General features: G+C 39.8%; 21 protein-coding genes. 1 reads left to right on the forward strand and 20 read right to left on the reverse strand.

Going from position 1 to position 20,634, the window contains the following annotated elements; genetic code table 11:
• Positions 1-28: 28 nt before the first annotated feature.
• The 4 genes from I4N53_RS05970 to I4N53_RS05985 all read right to left on the reverse strand — a co-directional run bounded on the left by I4N53_RS05970 (position 29) and on the right by I4N53_RS05985 (position 4,367).
• Positions 29-199 carry a XapX domain-containing protein gene (locus I4N53_RS05970; protein ID WP_012996216.1) on the reverse strand — a complete coding sequence of 57 codons (171 nt, stop codon included), beginning with the start codon at positions 197-199 and terminating at the stop codon, positions 29-31.
• 318 nt (positions 200-517) lie between these two features.
• A complete protein-coding gene (gene pepF, locus I4N53_RS05975) occupies positions 518-2,326 on the reverse strand; it encodes an oligoendopeptidase F (protein ID WP_214495843.1) in 1,809 nt (602 codons plus the stop codon).
• Positions 2,327-2,672: 346 nt separating this feature from the next.
• A complete protein-coding gene (locus I4N53_RS05980) occupies positions 2,673-2,774 on the reverse strand; it encodes a MetS family NSS transporter small subunit (RefSeq protein ID WP_012996218.1) in 102 nt (33 codons plus the stop codon).
• 15 nt (positions 2,775-2,789) lie between these two features.
• Positions 2,790-4,367, reverse strand: coding sequence for a sodium-dependent transporter (locus I4N53_RS05985; RefSeq protein ID WP_214495844.1), 1,578 nt, complete (start codon positions 4,365-4,367; stop codon positions 2,790-2,792).
• 193 nt (positions 4,368-4,560) lie between these two features.
• Here I4N53_RS05985 and I4N53_RS05990 point away from each other — a divergent pair, with 193 nt between their 5' ends.
• Positions 4,561-5,256, forward strand: coding sequence for a hypothetical protein (locus tag I4N53_RS05990; RefSeq protein WP_012996220.1), 696 nt, complete (start codon positions 4,561-4,563; stop codon positions 5,254-5,256).
• Between the two features lie 43 nt (positions 5,257-5,299).
• On the opposite strand, the gene I4N53_RS05995 is transcribed toward I4N53_RS05990, so the two are convergent.
• The 16 genes from I4N53_RS05995 to I4N53_RS06070 form a co-directional block, all read right to left on the reverse strand.
• On the reverse strand, positions 5,300-5,818 hold the full coding sequence (locus tag I4N53_RS05995; RefSeq protein WP_013151027.1) for a chromate transporter: 519 nt from the start codon (positions 5,816-5,818) through the stop codon (positions 5,300-5,302).
• The gene (locus I4N53_RS06000; RefSeq protein ID WP_214495857.1) at positions 5,815-6,405 is read right to left on the reverse strand and encodes a chromate transporter; all 591 of its coding nucleotides are present in this window, start codon (positions 6,403-6,405) and stop codon (positions 5,815-5,817) included. The genes I4N53_RS05995 and I4N53_RS06000 overlap by 4 nt, the downstream gene beginning before the upstream one ends.
• A gap of 208 nt (positions 6,406-6,613) precedes the next feature.
• Entirely contained in the window at positions 6,614-7,243 is a 630-nt protein-coding gene (locus I4N53_RS06005) for a V-type ATP synthase subunit D (protein WP_198002292.1), read from the reverse strand.
• Complete coding sequence (locus tag I4N53_RS06010) at positions 7,243-8,622, reverse strand: V-type ATP synthase subunit B (protein ID WP_012996224.1); 1,380 nt, start codon at positions 8,620-8,622, stop codon at positions 7,243-7,245. The genes I4N53_RS06005 and I4N53_RS06010 overlap by 1 nt, the downstream gene beginning before the upstream one ends.
• Positions 8,615-10,387: an ATP synthase subunit A gene (locus tag I4N53_RS06015; protein ID WP_214495845.1), complete on the reverse strand. Its 1,773-nt coding sequence runs from the start codon at positions 10,385-10,387 to the stop codon at positions 8,615-8,617. Before I4N53_RS06015 ends, I4N53_RS06010 begins: the two co-directional genes overlap by 8 nt.
• Positions 10,384-10,713: a V-type ATP synthase subunit F gene (locus I4N53_RS06020; protein ID WP_013151030.1), complete on the reverse strand. Its 330-nt coding sequence runs from the start codon at positions 10,711-10,713 to the stop codon at positions 10,384-10,386. Before I4N53_RS06020 ends, I4N53_RS06015 begins: the two co-directional genes overlap by 4 nt.
• Positions 10,706-11,710: a V-type ATP synthase subunit C gene (locus tag I4N53_RS06025; protein WP_214495846.1), complete on the reverse strand. Its 1,005-nt coding sequence runs from the start codon at positions 11,708-11,710 to the stop codon at positions 10,706-10,708. The genes I4N53_RS06020 and I4N53_RS06025 overlap by 8 nt, the downstream gene beginning before the upstream one ends.
• Positions 11,711-11,715: 5 nt before the next feature.
• A complete protein-coding gene (locus I4N53_RS06030; RefSeq protein WP_013151032.1) occupies positions 11,716-12,318 on the reverse strand; it encodes a V-type ATP synthase subunit E in 603 nt (200 codons plus the stop codon).
• A 12-nt stretch (positions 12,319-12,330) separates the two neighbouring features.
• The gene (locus I4N53_RS06035) at positions 12,331-12,813 is read right to left on the reverse strand and encodes a V-type ATP synthase subunit K (RefSeq protein ID WP_012269824.1); all 483 of its coding nucleotides are present in this window, start codon (positions 12,811-12,813) and stop codon (positions 12,331-12,333) included.
• Positions 12,814-14,787 (reverse strand): V-type ATP synthase subunit I, encoded by a 1,974-nt coding sequence (locus I4N53_RS06040; RefSeq protein ID WP_013151033.1) that lies wholly within the window; start codon positions 14,785-14,787, stop codon positions 12,814-12,816.
• Positions 14,774-15,097, reverse strand: coding sequence for an ATP synthase archaeal subunit H (gene ahaH, locus I4N53_RS06045; RefSeq protein WP_013151034.1), 324 nt, complete (start codon positions 15,095-15,097; stop codon positions 14,774-14,776). The genes I4N53_RS06040 and ahaH overlap by 14 nt, the downstream gene beginning before the upstream one ends.
• A 265-nt stretch (positions 15,098-15,362) precedes the next feature.
• A complete protein-coding gene (locus I4N53_RS06050; RefSeq protein ID WP_013151035.1) occupies positions 15,363-16,592 on the reverse strand; it encodes a uracil-xanthine permease family protein in 1,230 nt (409 codons plus the stop codon).
• 219 nt (positions 16,593-16,811) lie between these two features.
• Positions 16,812-18,182, reverse strand: coding sequence for a hypothetical protein (locus I4N53_RS06055; protein ID WP_009052080.1), 1,371 nt, complete (start codon positions 18,180-18,182; stop codon positions 16,812-16,814).
• A 26-nt stretch (positions 18,183-18,208) separates the two neighbouring features.
• A complete protein-coding gene (locus tag I4N53_RS06060; RefSeq protein ID WP_214495858.1) occupies positions 18,209-19,144 on the reverse strand; it encodes a hypothetical protein in 936 nt (311 codons plus the stop codon).
• 537 nt (positions 19,145-19,681) lie between these two features.
• Positions 19,682-19,894, reverse strand: coding sequence for a hypothetical protein (locus I4N53_RS06065; RefSeq protein ID WP_214495847.1), 213 nt, complete (start codon positions 19,892-19,894; stop codon positions 19,682-19,684).
• Between the two features lie 222 nt (positions 19,895-20,116).
• Positions 20,117-20,634, reverse strand: a 518-nt coding sequence (locus tag I4N53_RS06070) for an ABC transporter ATP-binding protein (protein ID WP_214495848.1), incomplete at its 5' end; no start/stop codon positions are given.

Here is a 20,634-nt window from a genome sequence, read left to right on the forward strand (position 1 = left end):
TAACCCTACCACCCTGCTATTTTACACTTTACCTACCAATTATTTTAAGAAGGTATTCAAACAATACTCCTCCAAGATAAATTCCTATAATGCCAGCAACACCTGGTAATACATTTGGAGCAGGAAGTGGTAATTTTAAAGACGAAAAAACTAATCCAACAATCAATCCAGTAACCAATGCTAGCAATGTTTCTTTCACATTAACACCTCACTTTATTTTTATCGGTATTTTTATTATTTTACTTTAACCAATTTTATATTATATCACAATTTTTTGTCACTTGTCAGACGTCTAATTACTTCTATCTGCAAATGATCCCTTGTATAGGTAAAGATATTCTTTAGCTTAAATCACTTTCTTTCAATATACACTTTTACATATTTATCTAACATGTCCTATAAAAATTCCTAAAGTTCTCTATATTACCAGTAAAATTTTGTAAAAAAACTGATACCCGACTTTGAGTATCAGTCACAAAATCAAATTTTATCATAATAACAACTAATAACGATATATTTATTTTTGTAATTCATCTGTCAACTTAATTATTTCATCTATTATACTACCAATATACCCAATTGTATCCAATAGTGGTCTTTCTGTAGTTATGTCTACACCTGCCATTTTAGCCAGTTCAACTGGTGTCTTGGTTCCGCCTACTTTCAATACCTCTTTCCAATTCTCCAATGCTTTTTGTCCTTCTTCCAAAAATCGCTTATTTACTTGTGTAGCTATAGTAAGCCCTGCACTGTAAGTGTAAGGATATAAGCCCATGTAATAATGAGGCTGTCTCATCCAAGTAAGCTCCGCTCCTTCATTAATTTTTACTGCGTCTCCCCAGAATTTTTCTAATACCTCTTTTTTTATTTTATTTAAAGTAGGAGCTTGAACAGAGCCACCTTTGTCAATTATTCTGTATACCTCTCTTTGATAGGCCGCTTCTAACAAGTGAGTCACAAAATTATGGTAATAGGTGCGAGATATCAAAGTAGAAAGTACCCATCTTCTCATCCTTTTATCTTGTGTATTTTTCATTAGATAATTTGCCATAAGTAATTCATTCATAGTAGAAGGAGCTTCTATAAAGTACAAAGAAGGCCTTGAATCAAATATATTTTGGTACTGATGAGCTAAATAAAAATGCCCTGCATGCCCTAATTCGTGAGATAGTACAAACACTTCTCTCATCCTATCAGTCCAATTAATCAATATAAAAGGATGAGCTCCATAGGGAGTAGAACAAAAGGCACCTGTAGATTTACCTTTGTTTTGAGGAAAATCTATCCACCTTTCCTCGAAGGCCCTTCTTATCATTTCTCGATAATCTTCTCCAAGAACTGATAATCCTTCTTCTATGTACTTTTTCGCCTCTTCAATCGTTATTTCTGGTTCAAACGCAGGGTCTACTTCTAATTTTAAATCCGCAAAAGTCATTTCATCTAAGCCGTGTATTTTTTGTAAAAGTTTCGCAAACTTTCTCATATGAGGTGCCAAATGTTCCATTATCAAATCGATTTGCCTATCATATAATTCTCTATCTATTTCTTGAGGAAATAAAAGGCTGTCAATGACAGAATCAAACTTTCTCAAAGTCGCTATTGTCTTTTCTTTTTGCACTTGCACTTGGTAAACCGCAGCTATAGTATGCTGATATTCTCTTAATTTCTTAGAAAAAGCCTCAAAAGCCGCCCTTCTAATTTTTGTATCATTTTCATATTCCCATTTACCTTCAAATAATGCAAAACTTAAGGGGTATTCCTTCCCGTCAACTCTAAAGGTGCCAAAATCCATATCCGCTAATTTCGCCATGTTATAAATGTGATAAGGTGCTTCTAAAACACTTGAAAGAGCAGATAATGCTTTTTCTACTTCTGGATGAAGAGCATGTTTTTTCTTTCTGATTATTTTTCTGAGGTAATTTGCATTTTCCTTTGATTCTTCTATAGCTTGATTTATTATTTCTTCATCTAATTTTATAATCTCTGATTCTATAAAACTTATCCGGCTTTCAATATCAGAGGCTATGTTTGAAAATTTTGCCCGTCTTTGTAAATTTTCTGTATTCGCCTGGTCAACTGAAACAGCAAGATATGCATAAGAACCTGCAAGATTCATTAGTTGAACCAACTTTTTCAAGCTATCCAAGCAGCTATTAATCATCTGAGGAGTTTTAAGCTTTCCTTTAAACTTTTCTTCTAACTCTTTTGCAAGTTTTTGAGCCTCCTCTACTGCCTCCTCATACTCCTTTTCCGTCTTAAAAATTCCCGACAAATCCCACGTCAACCTTTCATCTACATCTTTTCTTTCTAACAATTGCGTACTCAACAAAATTTCCCCCTTTTAATATTTTTTAAACATGTAACAAATTATAATATCCTTACAAAAATGTTGCAATAATGCCTCCCAATGAGACAGCACTATAAAATGTTAACAGTTTTCATCGCATACAATTTTAATTATTCTTTACTTACTTACTTAATATAATATATGGTAAAGAAAGCAAATTCAACCCGATTTAATTCGGGGTAAAATGTTGAAAAATGGATGGAGGTAAAACTTGTATGAAAATTTAAAGCCTTTGCAATTTAAGTCTTTTATTTATTCGCAAAGGCCTTTCAGAGTAACATCTTTATTTATCTCAAAAAGGAGCTGCGAAAATTCGCAGCTTTTATTATTTTGCCTGGTATTTTATAAGACTTGTTAAGGTATAATATACTCCTCCCAGTATTACAACCCAGGCAAATACCATGAAAAACAATGCTCCACCAGACATATTTTACGCCCCCTTTTAAGCTTTCGTACTTTTTTCAACACGAGCATTACCAAATTTTTTTTGGATAGTGTAGTAGGTTTCAGCAAAACCTATGATGAGTATTGTCAAAAGCAACAAGCGAGCACCTTGCACCCATGGAATGAGCTCAGGAGTTTTTTCCACAAAACTAGGAATCCACTTGAAATAGCCATCATCTATATAGCTTTTTGTGGAGAAAATAAGCAATACCGCAATTGATAGCGGTGTTATGAATTTAACCATTACATTGAAAAATCCTGAAGGTACCTTCCAATAACTGCCCCTATTGATTTCTTCTTTAGCCTTCTTTTCACCAAACAGCCAACCCACCACCACAGCTTCGATGAGCCCCACAATTACTAAGAAGTAGTTACCCACCCAGTTGTCAAGCTCAGTAAGGAAAATTAGTTCACTAGTCCTGGTTAAGATGGGTTCTAAAGCAGACGGCAGGCCTACAAAAATGTAGAACCCAAACACCACCACAGCTCCTATTTTCCTCGGTACATTGAGGTCTTCTTGAAGAATAGTTATAAGGTAGTTATACATCGCTATTGCTGAGGTAAATCCCGCAACAAACAACACTAGGAACCATAAGGCACCGAAAAATTGGCCACCTGTCATCATTCGGAACACATTGGGAAGAGCGATGAAGGAAAGTCCAACACCGCTTGCTACGCCTTCGGGACCGAGGAAGGTGTAGGCTATCGGAATAGCAATAGTACCCCCCAAGATCACTTCGGCAAATTCGTTTAGGAATACCGTGGTAGTAGCAGAAAGAACAATGTCTTCATCAGGTTTTAGATAGGATGCGTAATTCTGGATAATACCCATTCCTAAAGATAACGTAAAGAATATCTGGCCCGCAGCAGCCAGTGCCGATTGCCAATTCAATTCGCTCCACTTGGGGCTCCAAATGTAGTCAAGGCCTTTTATAGGCGACCAGTCCGGATTCACGGGAGAACCAAGGGTCAGTGTCCTTATGATTAAGATAAAGCCAAATACATAAAGTAGCGGCATCATGACTTTAGCCCATGCTTCGATACCCTTCTGGACACCACGACTGAGGGCAAACGCCAAGAGAGCAAGTGTTATTACCCAGAAAGTAATCGACAGGCTCGGATTCTGGATATAGCTCCCAAAAACTTCGGCGGTAGACCGCGCAGTGCCCATATAACCACCAGTCAAGGAAAGGTAGCTGTAACCAAGGGTCCACCCAGTAATTTGTGTGTAATATGCATTTACAAGAACTGTAACAGAAAATACTAGCATACCGATAAGAGCTCCTATAATTGCTGCAGAAGAATGTCCGAGTTTTTCTTTAGCCTGCAGGTAGGTCATGCAACCAATGGTACCATGACCATATTTTCCACCGTAGCGGCCCTGCATCCATTCTACATAGATAAGGGGAATTCCAAGGAGTAAAAGTGCAGCAAAATAAGGTAACATGAATGCGCCGCCGCCGTTTTTGGCAACCTGGTAGGGAAATCTCCAAAAGTTACCTAAACCTATCGCATTCCCAGCCATAGCAAGAATGAGTCCGATTTTAGTCCCCCAGTTTTCTCTATTTTCTGGCATAAAAACCCTCCCTTATAAATTTTTTAGAGCCATTATACATTAAAAAAATTTTTTTGTCAATACATTAATAATCATTTGTTATTATTCTATGATATTGTCATATTAGTAAAAAAGTAATAAAAGCTTCCCAACAAATTTATTATATGATATAATAAATTACCATGAAAAATTCACAAAAGCTGGAGGTAATAATGTGGCAAGCGAAATATTTAAAATGCTGATGTCCATCGAAAAATGGGCAAAGTCCGCCGACATCCCAGCCTCCGTTCGTACCAAGATTAACAAAGAGCTTGTAAAAGCCAAAGTCCGTTATGAGAATTTCGATCCCAGCAAAATGAAAAACACTGAACAAAAAAAAGTCTACGAAGCCGTTATAAAAAAAGGTGAAAAAATAGAGAAAAAGCTAAACTTCAAAAAAAGCGAAATAAAAGATGAGGTCTATTCCTATTTACGATATACCAATGCAGCTTATTTTGATTTCATGAGCGCTCTAGCCCCGCTGAATATCGGGATCCGCTTCTATGCTTTGACTTCCGCTTTGTTCATAGCCCTCTCTCCAGCTTTTTTGGGAGCTGCTTTTTCGTTGGCCTTTCTGATACCTATCTTCCTGGGGCTTAACGCACTTAAAAAAAGGCACACTTTGGGTTATACCATAGCAATGCTAATAACACCTCTATCTTTTGCAGTGTCAATTATGTGGCTGCGCTTTGGATACAGAGTACTAATCGACTACCAGGCGGTACTTTCAGAAACTGTACAAACAACAGGAAAATCTCCACAGATTGCAAGCTTTTTAATAACGGTGCCGCCAGTGCTTTCCCTTCTACTTCTTTTTTCGGCAGGATACATGATTTACCAGCTTACGAGAGCCAGGGACATGCTTATTTAAATGAAAAAAACTCATATGACTATTTTACGATTTACAAACTATTCTAATACATAGCAATACCTAGGGTCGCAGCTACAACTATCATTATGAGAGGATTAATTTTTAAAAGATACAGTCCCACAAACACCACCACTGCTACCAGCACATCTTTAATGCTGGCAAAGGAGCTCTTTCCTACGGAATAAGCCGCCTGGATAATGAGTGCGATAACTGCCGGCCTGACTCCCTTAAAAAAGGCATCTAACCAAGGTAAGTGGCGATACCTCATTATCAAAAGTGCGAGAATGATTATAATCAGAAAAGAAGGAGCTGTAACTCCAATAGTAGCTGCTACTGACCCCCAAAATCCTCCTATTTTATACCCTACAAAGGTAGCCGCATTTATGGCTATGGGACCAGGAGTCATCTGTGAAATGGCTATTATATCCAGGAACTGGTCCACTGACAGCCAGTGATGGATATCTATAATCTCTTTTTCAATGAGAGGAATCATCGCGTAACCGCCGCCAAAACTGAAAGCTCCTATTTTAAAAAACACCCAAAAAAGGCTTAAATATATCATTTACCCTCACGCTCCTCTGGATCCCGAAGTCTGTTTTGTAATAACATACCAGCTATTCCCGATGTCAGGATCACTATTATAGGATGAAGGTCAAAGATAAGGAGAGCTGTGAGAGAAATAGCTGCTATTGTGGCGCCAACAGGAGTTTTAAAGGCAGCCTTGCGAAGGTTAAAAGCAGATGCCAATATGAGCACAACTATGCCTGGGTATATCCCCTTGAAGGCCTTTTTTACATAGATGCTGGATTTGAAGCTGTCGTAGAACAAAGCTATGAAGACTATTATCAGAAACGAAGGAAGTATAGTCCCCAAGGTAGCTATGAATGAGCCAACAAGACCATACAATTTATAACCTATGTATATGGAAGTATTTATAGCCACTGCCCCGGGGGCCGACTGAGTTACAGCAATTATATCCAGAAATTCCTCTTCCTTTATCCATTTTTGCTTATCTACCATTTCTTCTTTCATAAGGGGTATCATGGCAAACCCTCCGCCTAATGTAAAGGCGCCAATTTTAAAAAAAGCCCAAAACATGAGAAAAAGTTCTCTTGGTTCCAGCTTTTTTATTTTCCCCTTCAAGGTCATCACATCCTTTTTTATAATATCTCTTTTAATCAATTATATGACGATTTTTCATCTTACCAAACTTTTGAAGATGACAACTTAATATAAAAAAAGAGTATTAGAATAAGTGTTATATGTAAAAATTTGAAAACTAAGGAAAGTATAAAATTAAAATAAAGGGCGGGCATTCAAAAACTACCCACCCTGATTTTTAACAAAGAAACGTTTTTTATCCTTGCATCACCATTTCTTTTATCTTCATAAGCCTTGTGCGGCTCGAACGTTCATTTTCATCCAACTTCATCGTGATGTATTTTATAGTGTCTTCAAGCTGCGGTATTAAGACATATTCTAGGGCGTTTACCCTGCGGCGAGTCTTTTCTATCTCATCGGCCATGAGCTGGCAAGCTTTTTCGATCTCAGCTAGCTTTAACATCTTCGGCAGCATGGTCGACAAAGTACGTATGGCCGCGTCCATTTCCGCCGACGTGTTCGCAAAACCATAAGGGTAGAGATTTTTACTCTCCTCCTGTGATATCTCTAACCTGGGTACGTTGACGCTCATGATGTTTTCCTTTTTAACGTTTATACTGACCTTAGCCGAAGGAATCATGAGACTCTCTTCCACCACGTTGGCTGGCATTTGGCTTCTTGCCATGGTGAAACTTCTAAAAGCACTGATGAGCTCAGCCTCAACCTCCTCCCGCAAAGCTTTATTCTGTTTTACCATGTCCAAAAATTTCTTCACAAGCTCGTCCTGCTTGTCTTTCAAAAGCTTGTGGCCACGCTTTGCGGTTACAAGCCTTTTTTTCAAATTGGTAAGTTCCATTCGTGAAGGATTTACATGTATCATCTTCACTATTCTCCTTTTACAGGAAGGTATTTGTCAATATACTCGTCCCTTACCCTCTTGAGCTCGGCTCTTGGCAGGATTGTCAATAGATCCCAACCTATCGTGAGGGTCTCTTCAATGCTCCTGTCCTCGTCTTCCCTCTGGGCCACATACCTGGCCTCAAACTCATCGGCGAATTTTGCATAAAGCTTATCCGTATCGGAAAGAGCACCCTCACCTAGGATTACCGCCAGCTCCTTCGCCTGCTTGCCGCGAGCGTAGGAGGCAAACAGCTGGTTCATAAGGTCGGCGTGATCTTCCCGAGTCTTGCCATGCCCAATACCTTTATCCTTAAGTCTCGACAGAGACGGAAGCACGTCTATCGGCGGATATATACCCTTCCTGTATAGTTCGCGACTTAAAATTATCTGACCTTCAGTAATATACCCGGTGAGGTCAGGTATCGGGTGGGTCTTATCGTCCTCAGGCATGGTCAAAATAGGTATCTGTGTAATCGAACCTTCCCTTCCCTTAATCCGACCTGCCCTCTCATATATCGTTGCAAGGTCGGTATATAGGTAGCCGGGATAGCCCCTTCGGCCAGGAACCTCTTTCCTCGCGGCCGAGACTTCTCGCAAAGCTTCGCAGTAATTAGTCATGTCCGTCATGATAACAAGTACGTGCATGTCTTTTTCGTATGCCAAGAATTCTGCGCAAGTCAAGGCCATACGTGGAGTAGCTATACGTTCGATAGCCGGGTCGTTAGCCAGGTTGATAAACAGTACAGTGCGATCTATAGCCCCGGTACGCCTAAAATCTGATATAAAGTAGTCAGCTTCCTCAAATGTTATGCCCATTGCCGCAAATACTACCGCGAACTTACTGTCAGTACCAAGTACCTTAGCCTGCCTTGCTATCTGCGCTGCTAGCTGGGCATGAGGTAGACCTGAAGCCGAGAAAATCGGGAGTTTCTGCCCCCTTACCAAAGTATTTAGCCCATCGATGGCAGATATTCCTGTTTGAATGAACTCGGAAGGGTAATCGCGGGCCGTCGGGTTGAGGGGGTTGCCGTTTATATCCAGCCGCTTTTCCGGTATGATCATGGGGCCTTTGTCCCTCGGACGGCCCAAACCATCGAAAACTCTCCCCAACATATCGATAGAAACCCCGAGCTCGATGCTTTTCCCGACAAACCTTATTTTGCAGTCGTTGATGTTAAGCCCCGTAGAACCTTCAAACAGCTGAACCAGTGCTTTATCACCGTTGACCTCCAGTACCTGTCCCCTACGGATTTCCCCCGAGCCGGTCTCAATTTCCACCAGTTCATTGTATTTGACGCCTTCCACCTTTTCAACCAGCATTAGCGGGCCGACAATTTCTCTAACGGTTTTATACTCCCTAAGCATCGGCTGCACCTCCTTCAGTGAGGTCCTGCATAGCCTTCTTTATCTCCTTCTCTATTTCGTCGAATACAGCCAACTTCGACTCTTCGACATATTTAGCACGGGCAATTTTCTCGCGCACCGGGTGCTTTTCTATTTCCGAGAACGGGGCACCTTTTTCAAGAGCTTTCTGCGCTTCTTGATAGAATATCATTATAAGCTTAAGCATTCTATACTGCTTTTCCATTGACGAGTAAGTGTCTACCTCGTGAAAAGCATTTTGATGTAGGAAATCTTCCCTGATAGATCTGGCAACTTCTAATACTAAGCGATCTCTAGTAGAAAGAGCATCGATACCTACTAATCTTACGATTTCCTGAAGGTTTGCTTCTTCTTGTAGTAGTTTCATAGCCTCGCTGCGCAATTCGCCCCAGTCACTGCTCACGTTTTTGTTCATGTAATCTTCCACAACATCGGAATACAGAGAATAGCTCGTCAACCAGTTAATGGCCGGGAAATGGCGCGCATAGGCCAACTCCGAATCCAGAGCCCAGAACACCTTCACCACGCGAAGAGTTGCCTGAGTAACCGGCTCTGACAAATCGCCCCCCGGTGGGGATACAGCACCTACCACCGTCAAGGCTCCCTCCCGGTTGTCACTACCAAGGCATATGACTCTACCTGCTCTCTCATAAAACTCGGCAAGCCTCCTTGAAAGGTAGGCTGGATAGCCTTCTTCTCCCGGCATTTCTTCAAGCCTTCCGGACATTTCACGCAAAGCTTCGGCCCAGCGAGACGTTGAGTCAGCCATTAAGGCCACACTGTAACCCATGTCTCTGAAGTATTCAGCTATAGTTATACCGGTGTATATCGAAGCTTCACGGGCTGCCACAGGCATGTTGGAAGTGTTGGCAATAAGCACCGTTCGTTTCATGAGTGGTTCCCCTGTCTTGGGGTCCTTGAGCTCTGGGAATTCAAGGAGTACGTCGGTCATCTCGTTGCCCCGCTCACCGCATCCGATATATACCACTATTTCAGCATCGGCCCACTTAGCTAGCTGGTGCTGAACCACAGTTTTGCCGCTGCCAAAAGGTCCAGGTATGCACGCTGTACCACCCTTGGTAACCGGGAAAAGGGTGTCAATAACTCTTTGTCCAGTGGACATCGGAATTTCGGGAGGTAGCTTCTCCTTGTATGGCCTAGCCTTTCGAACCGGCCATTTCTGCATCATCGTGACTTCCACTATCTCTCCAGAATCGGTTTTTATTCTGGCAACAGGTTCGGTTACTGTATATTCGCCTTCCCTAATGTCTTCGACAATACCCGAAATACCAGGAGGAACCATTATGCGGTGTTCAACTATCACTGTTTCCTGCACTGTGCCAATAATATCGCCTCCACTAACCTTATCGCCAGACTTAACTTTAGGCGTAAATCTCCATTTTTTCTCGCGATTTAATGCAAGAACGTCTATGCCTCTTGTAATAAAGCTGCCAACTTTTTTTTCTATAACGTCAAGAGGTCTCTGGATTCCATCAAAAATACCTTCTAGCATTCCCGGTCCCAGTTCGACACTGAGAGGTTCTCCCGTCGACACTACAGGGTCCCCAGGGCCCAGTCCAGAAGTTTCTTCGTATACCTGAATTGATACCCTCTCTCCACGTATTTCTATGATTTCACCTATAAGCCCTTGATTACCCACCTTTACCACATCGAACATCTTGGCTTCAGGAAGTCCCTCAGCTACCACAAGGGGACCGGAAACTTTGGTTATTATACCCTGGCTCATTCCCTTCCCTCTCTTTCAAAAATGATATCTGCTCCAATAGCTTTTTCCACAGATTTTTTCACATCATTTATCCCGATTCCCAACGTACCCCGGTTGCTGGGAATCAACGTAATAATGGGCAATATTTTATCCCTGAAAAAATCTATCTTCTCCCTTATCTTTTCTGCTAAATGTTCGGTTATGAAGATAACAGCATAATTTTCCCGAGCAAGTTTCATGAGTGTGTCCGCTGCTTCCACCTCGTCAATGGCCGGGAAAGTATCAATACCCGTTGACTTAAATGAAAGCACCGTATCGTGGTCCGCGATTACTCCTATTTTATACATAGACATCCCTCAGCCTTTCCCTTATCATGTCTTGAGAAATTCCATTGATTTTTCCCACAATTAAAATCCTCAATATTTTGAGTTCATTCTCTTTGGCCCCAAGATAACCCACAACGGTTTCTAATCCAAAAGGCTTATATAGCCCCCTTCTCAGCATATTAAGTAGGAAATCGTCGGCCAACTTCTCGTAGGCCGCTGGACTACTGGTTGACATCCAGTTTTCTAAGCCTTCTTTAACAACCATAGAATACTTGGAAGATGCCAGTGCCTCGATCAGCACTGGCACTGGTTCTTGAAACATTTCCTCGAAAAACTCGGGTTCAATACTGCCACCCGGCAGGAGAGATTTCTCCAGAGTCCTCAAATCTGACTCCATATATTTTAACCTAACCATAGTCTTTATGTTGGTGAGGTCAACTATCGCAGCCAAATAATTTTTAAGAAAATCGTGGCTTATGCTCTGGTCCAAACGATTGAGTTCTTCATATAAAGCCCTGTCCAATATAAGGTCTACCTGTTGCGGGTCCAGGGTTTCTTCGTAAACTTCTACAGCCTTCTCAAAAGCGACCCGCATCAACTTCGGGAGAGCCACATCCTTCTCACCTTTATTCAACCTTAAAAGCTCTTCGACAGGGACTTCTCCCAAGGTCGAAAGATTCTTCGGCACATCAATACCGAGTATTCTACTTTTTAAAAGAACTTTCAGATTATGATAGTCGTACTTTAAGGTAAAAAACCTTACAACTCTATCGTCTTTTAAAGAGTCTTTTATCATCTCCAAAGTTTTTTTCATGTTGTTTTCTAAAGCCTTTTCAAACTCATATATATTTTCTAAATCCTCAAAATCTGAAGCATAATCGGTCTCACTGAGGACCCTCATGACTGCATCCATGTTCTCTGCTTCAAGGATCCTTTCGACAATGGCCCGGCTCAACAGCTTGTTTTCCAGAGACCTTATTCTGCCCGATGCGTATAGGAAATCCTGTTCTATAACCATCGCTATCACTCCTCAAAAAGTATTCGGGCCACTTCAGTCTCCAATTCTTCCCTCTGGGCCTTAAGCAGGTAATCGAAAGTACAATTGACCTCTACCGTCGCCGATTTTAATATAAACCCGCCTTTTATAGTTCTTTTCTCTCCTGAAAACCTAATATTGCCTGCCTTGCCCTGCCTTTTCAAGGCTTCGTTAACCTTCGCAAGCAATTCATGAGTTATCTTTCCCTTGTCATCCTCGGAAACAACAATTTCCTCATTACCGTCAACGGTAGCGGCCAAAATCATGCGGTAGACCAAGTCCCTGTACTTTTCTGGTTCTAGATTTAGAAGTTTATTTTCCGCCCTGACGAAGGCTTCGTTTATCAAATCCTGTTTCGCTTCCAAGTAGCGCTTTCTCTCTTCCAGTTCAGCAATAGATAAAATTTTCCTCTTTTCCTCCCCGGCCGCCTTCTTGGCCTTTTCCTCAGCATCGGCTTTTAGTTGTGCAGCTTGTTTCCCCGCTTTCTCTAGGATTTCGGTTGCTTCTTTTTTTGCATTTTCAATTATCCGTTTTTTTTGCTCTGCGGCTTCTTCAAAAATCTTTTCCTTAATCTTTGCAATACCCTGCATTATAAGCTCTCCTTATGCCAGCTTTAAACCGAAGAGCATTAGTATCGAAGCGAGCAGTGCCAGCACCGCGTAAGTTTCCACCATAGCGGAATAAGTTATACCTTTAGCTAGTTCTTCAGGTCTTTTGGCTACTATTCCTACACCAGCAGCCGCAGCTCTGGCCTGGGAAATAGCTGAAAGCAAGCCTACTATAGCTATAGGAAGGCAGGCTGCAAAAACTAGCAGTCCTTGATAGGTGGTAAGAGGCAACAAATTTCCTCCCAAGATTCCTATCCTTTGCATCACCACAAAACCTGTAAGCAAACCATAAATTCCTTGAGTTCCAGGCAATGCCTGTAATATCAGAGTCTGGCTAAATTTACTGGGGTCTTCGGTAACTACTCCCGCGGCAGCCTCACCCACCATACCGACTCCTTTGGCTGAACCAATTCCTGGCAGAAAAACCGCCATAGCAGCTCCTAACAGTGCAAGAACTTGACCAAGTGTAACTTCCATTTAAACTCCTCCTTCAAAAGTTTGATTTTTTAAATTAACTCTACCAATATCTTCTAGATCCACATATTTCGTGTCTATCCTCAAAGGTTGGAAGGGTTTGCCTCCACCCTCGTAGAACTTACCGAAAAATTCAATATACTGCAGTCGGCTGCTGTGGACATAAGCGCCCAAGGCATTTACTGCGACGTTGAAAAGGTGACCTCCTATCAACACCAGCAGCATCGCTATATACCCGAATATATTTACTCCTAGCATTCTTGCCATGGTATTGATGACAGTAGCTATAACGCCTGTTGCAAGGCCCAACGCCAGCAGACGGGAGTAAGAAAGCACGTCGCTTAAATAACTAGTGACATTGTAAAGGCTTAAAAGCCCCGACATGAACTTTTTTAAAATATTTTTCTGAGATCTCCCCTGCGTCAGCACAAGGCCTATTGCGCCGGCGGCAGTTACATATTTTGCTATTCCTGCTAAATTCGGAAAAGCCATCATCACGAGCCCTGTCAGTAGCACCAGCCACAGTCCCTGATCCATGAAAGCATCGGCTACCCTTCCCTTTTTTATATTTTTATAGGCGCTCAAGATTATACCAGTGTATATCTGTATCAGACCAAAAGCAAAACTCAAAAACAAAACAGCCAACGGATTGTCAAGAGGATTCAGCCAGAGCGGCTTGACCTTAATAAGGTCACCAAACCAGCTACCAAAAATCATCCCCCAGATAAAAGTCGATATTCCTCCTAGGAACAAAAGCTCCGCCAGCTTTTTACCCATCCCTTTCAATTTGAGCTTCCAGAGAGCAAGGCCTGACAGCAGGGACAGCACCAGACCATAAGCCGCGTCACTAACCATCATACCAAAGAACACAAAGTAGAAAGGCGCCATGAACACATTAGGGTCTATCTCCCTTGGATTTGGAAGACTGTAGAGCTCGGTTATTATCTCAAAAGGCTGCACTAACCTCGGGTTTGACAAAACCACCGGTATGTCATCATCTTCCGACGGTTCGGTAAAAACTATGTAGGCAGCACTGGTGACGGAGGTAATCGCTTCTTTTACGGCTCCCACCGAAGGCTCGGGAACCCAGGCTTTCATCAGGAAGACTTTTTCAGTACCTGCCATTTTCATGAAGTTCTCTTTTTTCTTTTTTTCTACAAACCAGTAATCGTAAAGAGCCTCTATGTCCAGTAGCCAGTTCGCTAACCTAGAAATTTCTGTCTTTATTTCTTGCCTTTCGGTTTCGATGTTTTTCAACCTTTCCTGAAGTCCGGCAATTATCTTCAACGGGGTTCCTGTAAATCCCTCAAATTCTTCTGTATTAACCGAAAACTCCTTAAATAACTCTTGAATATCTGATTTTACCGAAATATGATAGACTATTAATAAAAATTCCTCTTCCCGACCTTCCCCTACCGGGATTATGTCTACCGGTAGTTCTTTTTCAGCCATTTTATCCCTGAAGGATTTGAAGTTCTTTTTTGGGATTACCACAGCCCTTACTTCCACGCTGCCGGCATTGCCTAGTTCCTCTACGGGGATATCCAATCGCTCCCATGGTTTCATTAATTCAACCTTGTTCTTTATTCTGGATTCTTCCGACTTAAGCCTTGAAATTTTCTGGTCAAGATCAGAAAGTGAGTCTATGACATTAAAAACTTCGCTTTCCCGGTTAAGGAGCTCCTGCAACTTTTTCATGCTGACCTTGGGTCTACCGTAGATTAATGGATTTAACTTCTTGCCATAAGGCTTCAAAAAATCGATAGCAAATTTCAGCCTAGTAAGCTTTAATTCAATCTTCGATAGCTCGCTATTTACTTGTTCCGAAAATTGATGTTCTGTAATGTCTATGTCAATATCTTTTTCTCTCAAATCTGCAATTTCAGCTACTCCTAGTTTCTGCAGGGCACCAACTATTTTATCTCGCTCCTCGTTCAGGCCAAAAAGGTACATTTTTTTCATCTTAACAATTGCCATGGAAAGTCACTATCCTCTCCACAATTAAGTCTACAGCTTTTTGGATACGGCCTTCCGCCTTTTCCCGAAGTTTTTCAATTTCGTTTTCATACTGTTCCCTCAAAGCCACAACTTCTTTTTGCGCTTCCCTTTTTGCATCTTCTATAATATTTTTAAAAGTTTCTTCCCCTTTTTTGCGGGCCTGTGAAATCAATTCTTCGGCTTCGCGGTTGGCTTCAGCCAATATAGACCTTGCTTCACGCTCGGCCTCTTCCACCATTGCCCTGGCGCTGTTTTCCGCATCTTTGATATCCTCCAGGATTTCTTTCACCCATCCGCCACCTCCATGGTAAGAAAAAATTATTTCTTTACAATGATGTATGTAATATCAAATCCTGCTTGTATTAAAAGTGTAACATATTGCTTTAATATTATGCCTTTATACATACGGTATTATACAATATTGATAAAAAAAAGTCAAAATAATGAATCAATACTTAAAAATAATACGGTAATTTCACACCCATAGGAAATCAATTTTTATTATATCATACCAAAAAATAAAAAGCAGGGAAATATATTCCCCCCGCTCAAAATTATTCTTTAGGCAATACCTGGTTCAATATTATACCGATAATAGCAGCCAGACCTACACCACCCAGCTGAATACCACCCCACAGGTTCACTACGGCACCACCTATGCCAAAGACTAGAATAGCGCTAGATATTATAAGGTTTCTTGACTTTTTGAAATCTAAAGCATTCTCCACGACAGTCCTAATACCAATGCTGGCTATCATGCCAAACAGGATTATAGATATACCGCCTATGACTGGTTCCGGCACTGTTCTTATTAGGGCAGTAAGTTTCTGACAGGTAGAAAGTATTATAGCCATGACTGCTGCCACCCTCATCACCTCGGGCTTCCAGACCCCAGTCAACGCTAAAACGCCAGTGTTTTCCGAATAGGTAGTGTTGGCGGGACCTCCAAATAAGCCCGCTAAAGATGTGGCTATACCATCACCTATTAATGTCCTATGAAGACCTGGGTCTTTTATGAAGTCTTTCTGTACAGTAGCTCCTACGGAAAGCACATCGCCCACGTGTTCTACTATAGTAGCCATCGCCACAGGCGCGATAAGACCAATCGCCACTGGGTTGAATTCGGGTTTTGTAAAGGCCGGTATGGCAAATAGCGCTGCTTCCTGTACAGGTTTCAAATCCACAATTCCTAAAATCAAACTCATCACATACCCTACAATTAATCCTACCAGTACCGGTATCAGTTTGAAAAAACCTTTGCCGTACACGCTAACAAGTATTACCGTCGTAAGCACTATCAAGGCAACCGTCCAGTTTTGAGAGGCATTTTTAATTGCTGCTGGTGCCAGATTAAGGCCTATAACCATTATTATCGGACCAGTTACAATAGGGGGCAGAAGGTTTTCTATTAATTCTCGCCCTAAAAAGTAAACTAGCAGCGCCATCAATCCATAAAGTAATCCGGCTATTATGATGCCTCCTTGAGCCGCCGGAATTCCCCATTGTTTTACCACTAGTGCCACTGGTGCGATGAAAGCAAAGGAAGAACCTAGAAAAATAGGAACTTTTCTTTTTGTAACCAAGTGAAACCAGAGAGTCCCAATCCCTGCAGTAAAAAGAGCTACTCCCACATCAAGCCCAGTAAGCAGTGGTACCAATACTGTGGCACCGAACATCGTAAAAGTATGTTGTAATCCTAGAATAAGAAGCTGTAGCAGTGAAATTTTGTCTCCCTTCTTTATTGGACCTGACAATTCTTTTGTACCTACAGTAAGTTCTTTCATAATTTTCCTCCTCTCAAAAATTAAGCCTCTGCTGTGAGTAGCAGAGGCTTTTCCTCGTCAAAAAAGCCTTTCCCATCAGGCGGAGAAAGGCTTTCTCTCTTCTTTACGTAATTCCCTCTTCGCCTTACTAGCCTCACAGGACCAGTTTAAAGGCCAACTTTATTCACTTTCGCTTCTTTTAGTATATTATCATGAACAAGGAAAGTTGTCAATGGCCTCTTAATCAAACACTTTTGATAAATTTTCTAAATCCTCTTCAATTATTTTCAAAGCAAAAGGAACAGGTCCTATATTCATATAAGCAATATTACCTACTTCCTTCCAGTTACTTTGTGTTTCTATAAATCTCCTAAGAAAACCATCGCCAACATTAAACCAACTCTTATAAAAAATGTTGGTCACTAGTCTTATATTTAAAAAGACCTTCCCTTCTTTTTCATATTGATCAAGTTTTTTATCAATCTCCTCAAATTCTTTTACGCTATCATTCCAGCTTCTAATTATATTTTCTACAGAAACATCATTAGCTTTTAAGTCTCCATAATGTATTATATCTGGGTATTCCATCCAATTTTTTGAAAGTGTCGCAAATATATAGGCAAGTTGGTATTTAATAAGAGCCAATGAATAAAAATTATTTTTTTCTAATTTTTTTGCAGTGTTATAATTTCCTACAGAATATTTATAAAGTTCTTCACCCCATGACTTGCTTTTTATTTTGGCCGATATAGCTTCTACTACTTTTCCTGCTCTTTCTCTGTATAAGTCCAAAATTTCTCTTTTATCTTCTTCAGAATGTTGTCCTATCTTTATGGTATCAATAATTATCTGACTGCATTCAATTTGATTTTTTGCCATTTGAAGAACCGAAAGCGTTGAACCTAAAGCTCTAGCCCTTTGTACTTGTGTCTTTTCATCTGTACCACTTTCTCGACTTAATTTTACATATTCTGATAAAAGTTGTTCTACCTGTTTAAACAAATTAGTTCTAACATCTTCAATAGTATTTTCTACATACGATAGATTGAGCCAGCTCTCAAAATTTATTTTGTTATTATTTTCATACTCTAATGTTTTTTGAGACAACTTTTCTACTTCATATGTGAGTGTCTTGTAAATATCCAAAGCCTCACCATATAGGCTAGGTAAGTCATTGTCCGACAAACTAAATGGCAAGACATAATACCCATCAACCAACACTTCTTTTGCATACTCCCAAGTTTCAATCCAGTTATCATTTTCTTCTGCAGCATCCTTCATTTTCTGCGCAACTAGCTCTAAATTTTTATTTTGATCGGTTAAATAAAGAAGTTTTTTATCATTACCCACTCTTTTAAGAAGATTCAATGCTTGTAGATAATCTTTTTTTGCTTTTTGTATCATATCGCTATTGTTTTCAGCCATAACTACTTTATTAATAAAATCAAATTTTGGAGGATTATTGCCTATTTTCGTTTTTATACTGTTTGCAATTTCTGGCTCATCATTATTTTTGTGAATATTACAACTTGGCAGTATTAATATTAAAATAAAAAAAATGCTTATAAGAGAAAAATATCTCTTATAAGGGTTCTGAAAATTCTTTGCCATAAATTTCATCTCCCGGTTACTGTTTTTTATTGACCAATTTTAAAATCTCCTACAAGCCATATATTTATATCCCCTTCTTTTATCCATGATATACTCATAGTCCTTATCTCATCAGACTTTTGAGCATTAAGTTCTTTTGCATATTGAGTAAGAGGTATATGCTTGATATTTTCTTGCTTATACAAACCTCTAGGACCATTAATAAGTATATTTTCTATTTCCGTATTTGGCAATTTTATTGAATTTATATTTTCTTTTATAGAGTTAGTAGTATAATAAGAATATGGTGTTGAAACTAAAAGGCCGGCTTCTGCTTTTGCATAAACATCTATCCAATAATCGCCATTAGGTACTTGTCCATTTACTTTATCAATATATATTAAGTAATCGCAACCCTGAAGTTTAGGATCACTATTATATCTAAATGTTACACCCATTAAATCCGAATCTCTGGTAATAGTAATTCCAGTATCTTTCTTTACAAGCCCCCATGGTGAGGGTAATGGTAATTTGAGAACGTCTGTAGCATAATTCCATAAAATATCAAGCGCATAATCAACAATTGGAGGAATGGAAGCAACTTGGGAATTATCATAACCAAAAGGGTCACTGTATCTTATAGTGCTTGGATTTGTATGATAGTCAGGAACTTCGGTTCTTATTTGGTGATATCTAGAACTGGGCATAAAAGTTGTTCCCCATGATTGTCTATAACTATCGTATGTTAAAGTAAAGGTATGAGCGCGTCTAACCATCTCGGTTCCAACAGCATAATTTCTTGAATCGCCAACGCTATCCGCTGCACTTTCTACTATAAGCCAATCATCTGGGTGTTGCCAATCTGAATATACTTTTTGGTATCCTTTGTCTAATTCTACATAAGCCCACGTTGTAGAGAAGATAAAAAACAGTATAAATACCAGAACAACTGAAATAATTCTAAACACTTTACTATTCACCATCACTCTTCTCCCCCCTCTATTCGTTTAAATTTTTTAAAACTTTATCCAGGGGAACTAAGCTTTAAGCAACGATTTCTCTTCATATGACAATTCCCTTTCGGTATTTTCGAAATGATCAAGTTTTTTTATTTCAGAAACCAAAAACTTGGACTTAGTTCAATTAGGCTTTTGCAATCATATTTCCACTAAATTCAAGTTGCTTACTAATATTTTCTCAAATAATAACCTTTAATGCTAATACAACATCTCCTCTGTAATCTCTAATTCTATCTATTTTATTATCTGTGCCCTAAAAATTAAATTTCAGTGTAAGCTTATGTCACCCCCTTAGAATTACATAATGTAAGTCTATCGCATCCTCTTCTCCTAATGGTACTACCTTTCTATCTCCTATTCTTTTTCATTCCATCCTCACTTCCCTTATTTCACTCAACTTATATGTTGCCATAATAAACCCAAGGCTAAGTAATGGATGCTAGTTAGGCTTTACCAGGGCCGAAATTTTATAATTATTTTTTGAATCGCTCAAGCAAAAGCTTAAGAAGCACTGATATAATCATAACCTCCATTTACTATTACAAAATCCGCATAAAATTCTGCAGCCACAAGCATACCCACATGGCTTACTTTAACATGTGTATAACTGCAATACCCCGTCCCACATCTTACTGTTCCAGTTCCAGGATCTACTACTAAAGGACTAATATCATTTACTCGTGTAAAAGTTTCTACCTTAGCTTTTGATTGCATTTCTGGTTAAATCATCCTCTCCCCAGGTACTATCTTATCACTACTTACCATGTTAAAGTACTATGAGGGCATCAAAATAATAAACACCAAAAAATTATTATTTAGGTTGCTTTTTTATCCTCCCCTCCCTTTACATATTTCTTCCTTAATTATATAATACATGGTAAAAAAATTCAAGCCGATTTGAATCGGCACGGGGTGTTAAAAATAATCAAAGCTGTATTACTCTTCTATCTCCACATATCCATCCTTTATTCTGAATATCCTGTCACATCTTTTTGCAATAGCTTCATTATGTGTTACAATCAATAAAGTTTTACCCTTATCTACCAAACTTTCCAAAATGTCCACGATTTTTTCCCCGTTTTCTGCATCTAACGAACCTGTCGGTTCATCTGCAAGTATTACCTCAGGGTCATTTATTATAGCTCTTGCTATTGCCACCCTTTGCCTTTCTCCTCCTGATAAGTTCCTGACCTTTTCGTTTATTTTAACTTCCAAACCCACTTTTTCCAAAACTTCTTCAACCATTTTTCTTTTCTCCGATTTTGTTTTCTTTGTCAAAGAGTACAAAAGAGGTATTTCTATATTTTGAAATACCGTGTCTTCTTCTACCAAAAGAAATTCCTGGAATACATAACCAAAAAATTTATTTCTGAGTTTTGCCCTTTCTTTTTCCTTTAAAGTTGATGCTCTTTTCCCAGCTAAGTAAACCTCCCCTTCTGTTGCGGGAAGTAATA

This window comes from Thermoanaerobacter sp. CM-CNRG TB177 (genome assembly GCF_018588165.1).
In the GTDB taxonomy this organism is placed as follows: Bacteria; Bacillota; Thermoanaerobacteria; order Thermoanaerobacterales; family Thermoanaerobacteraceae; genus Thermoanaerobacter; species Thermoanaerobacter thermocopriae.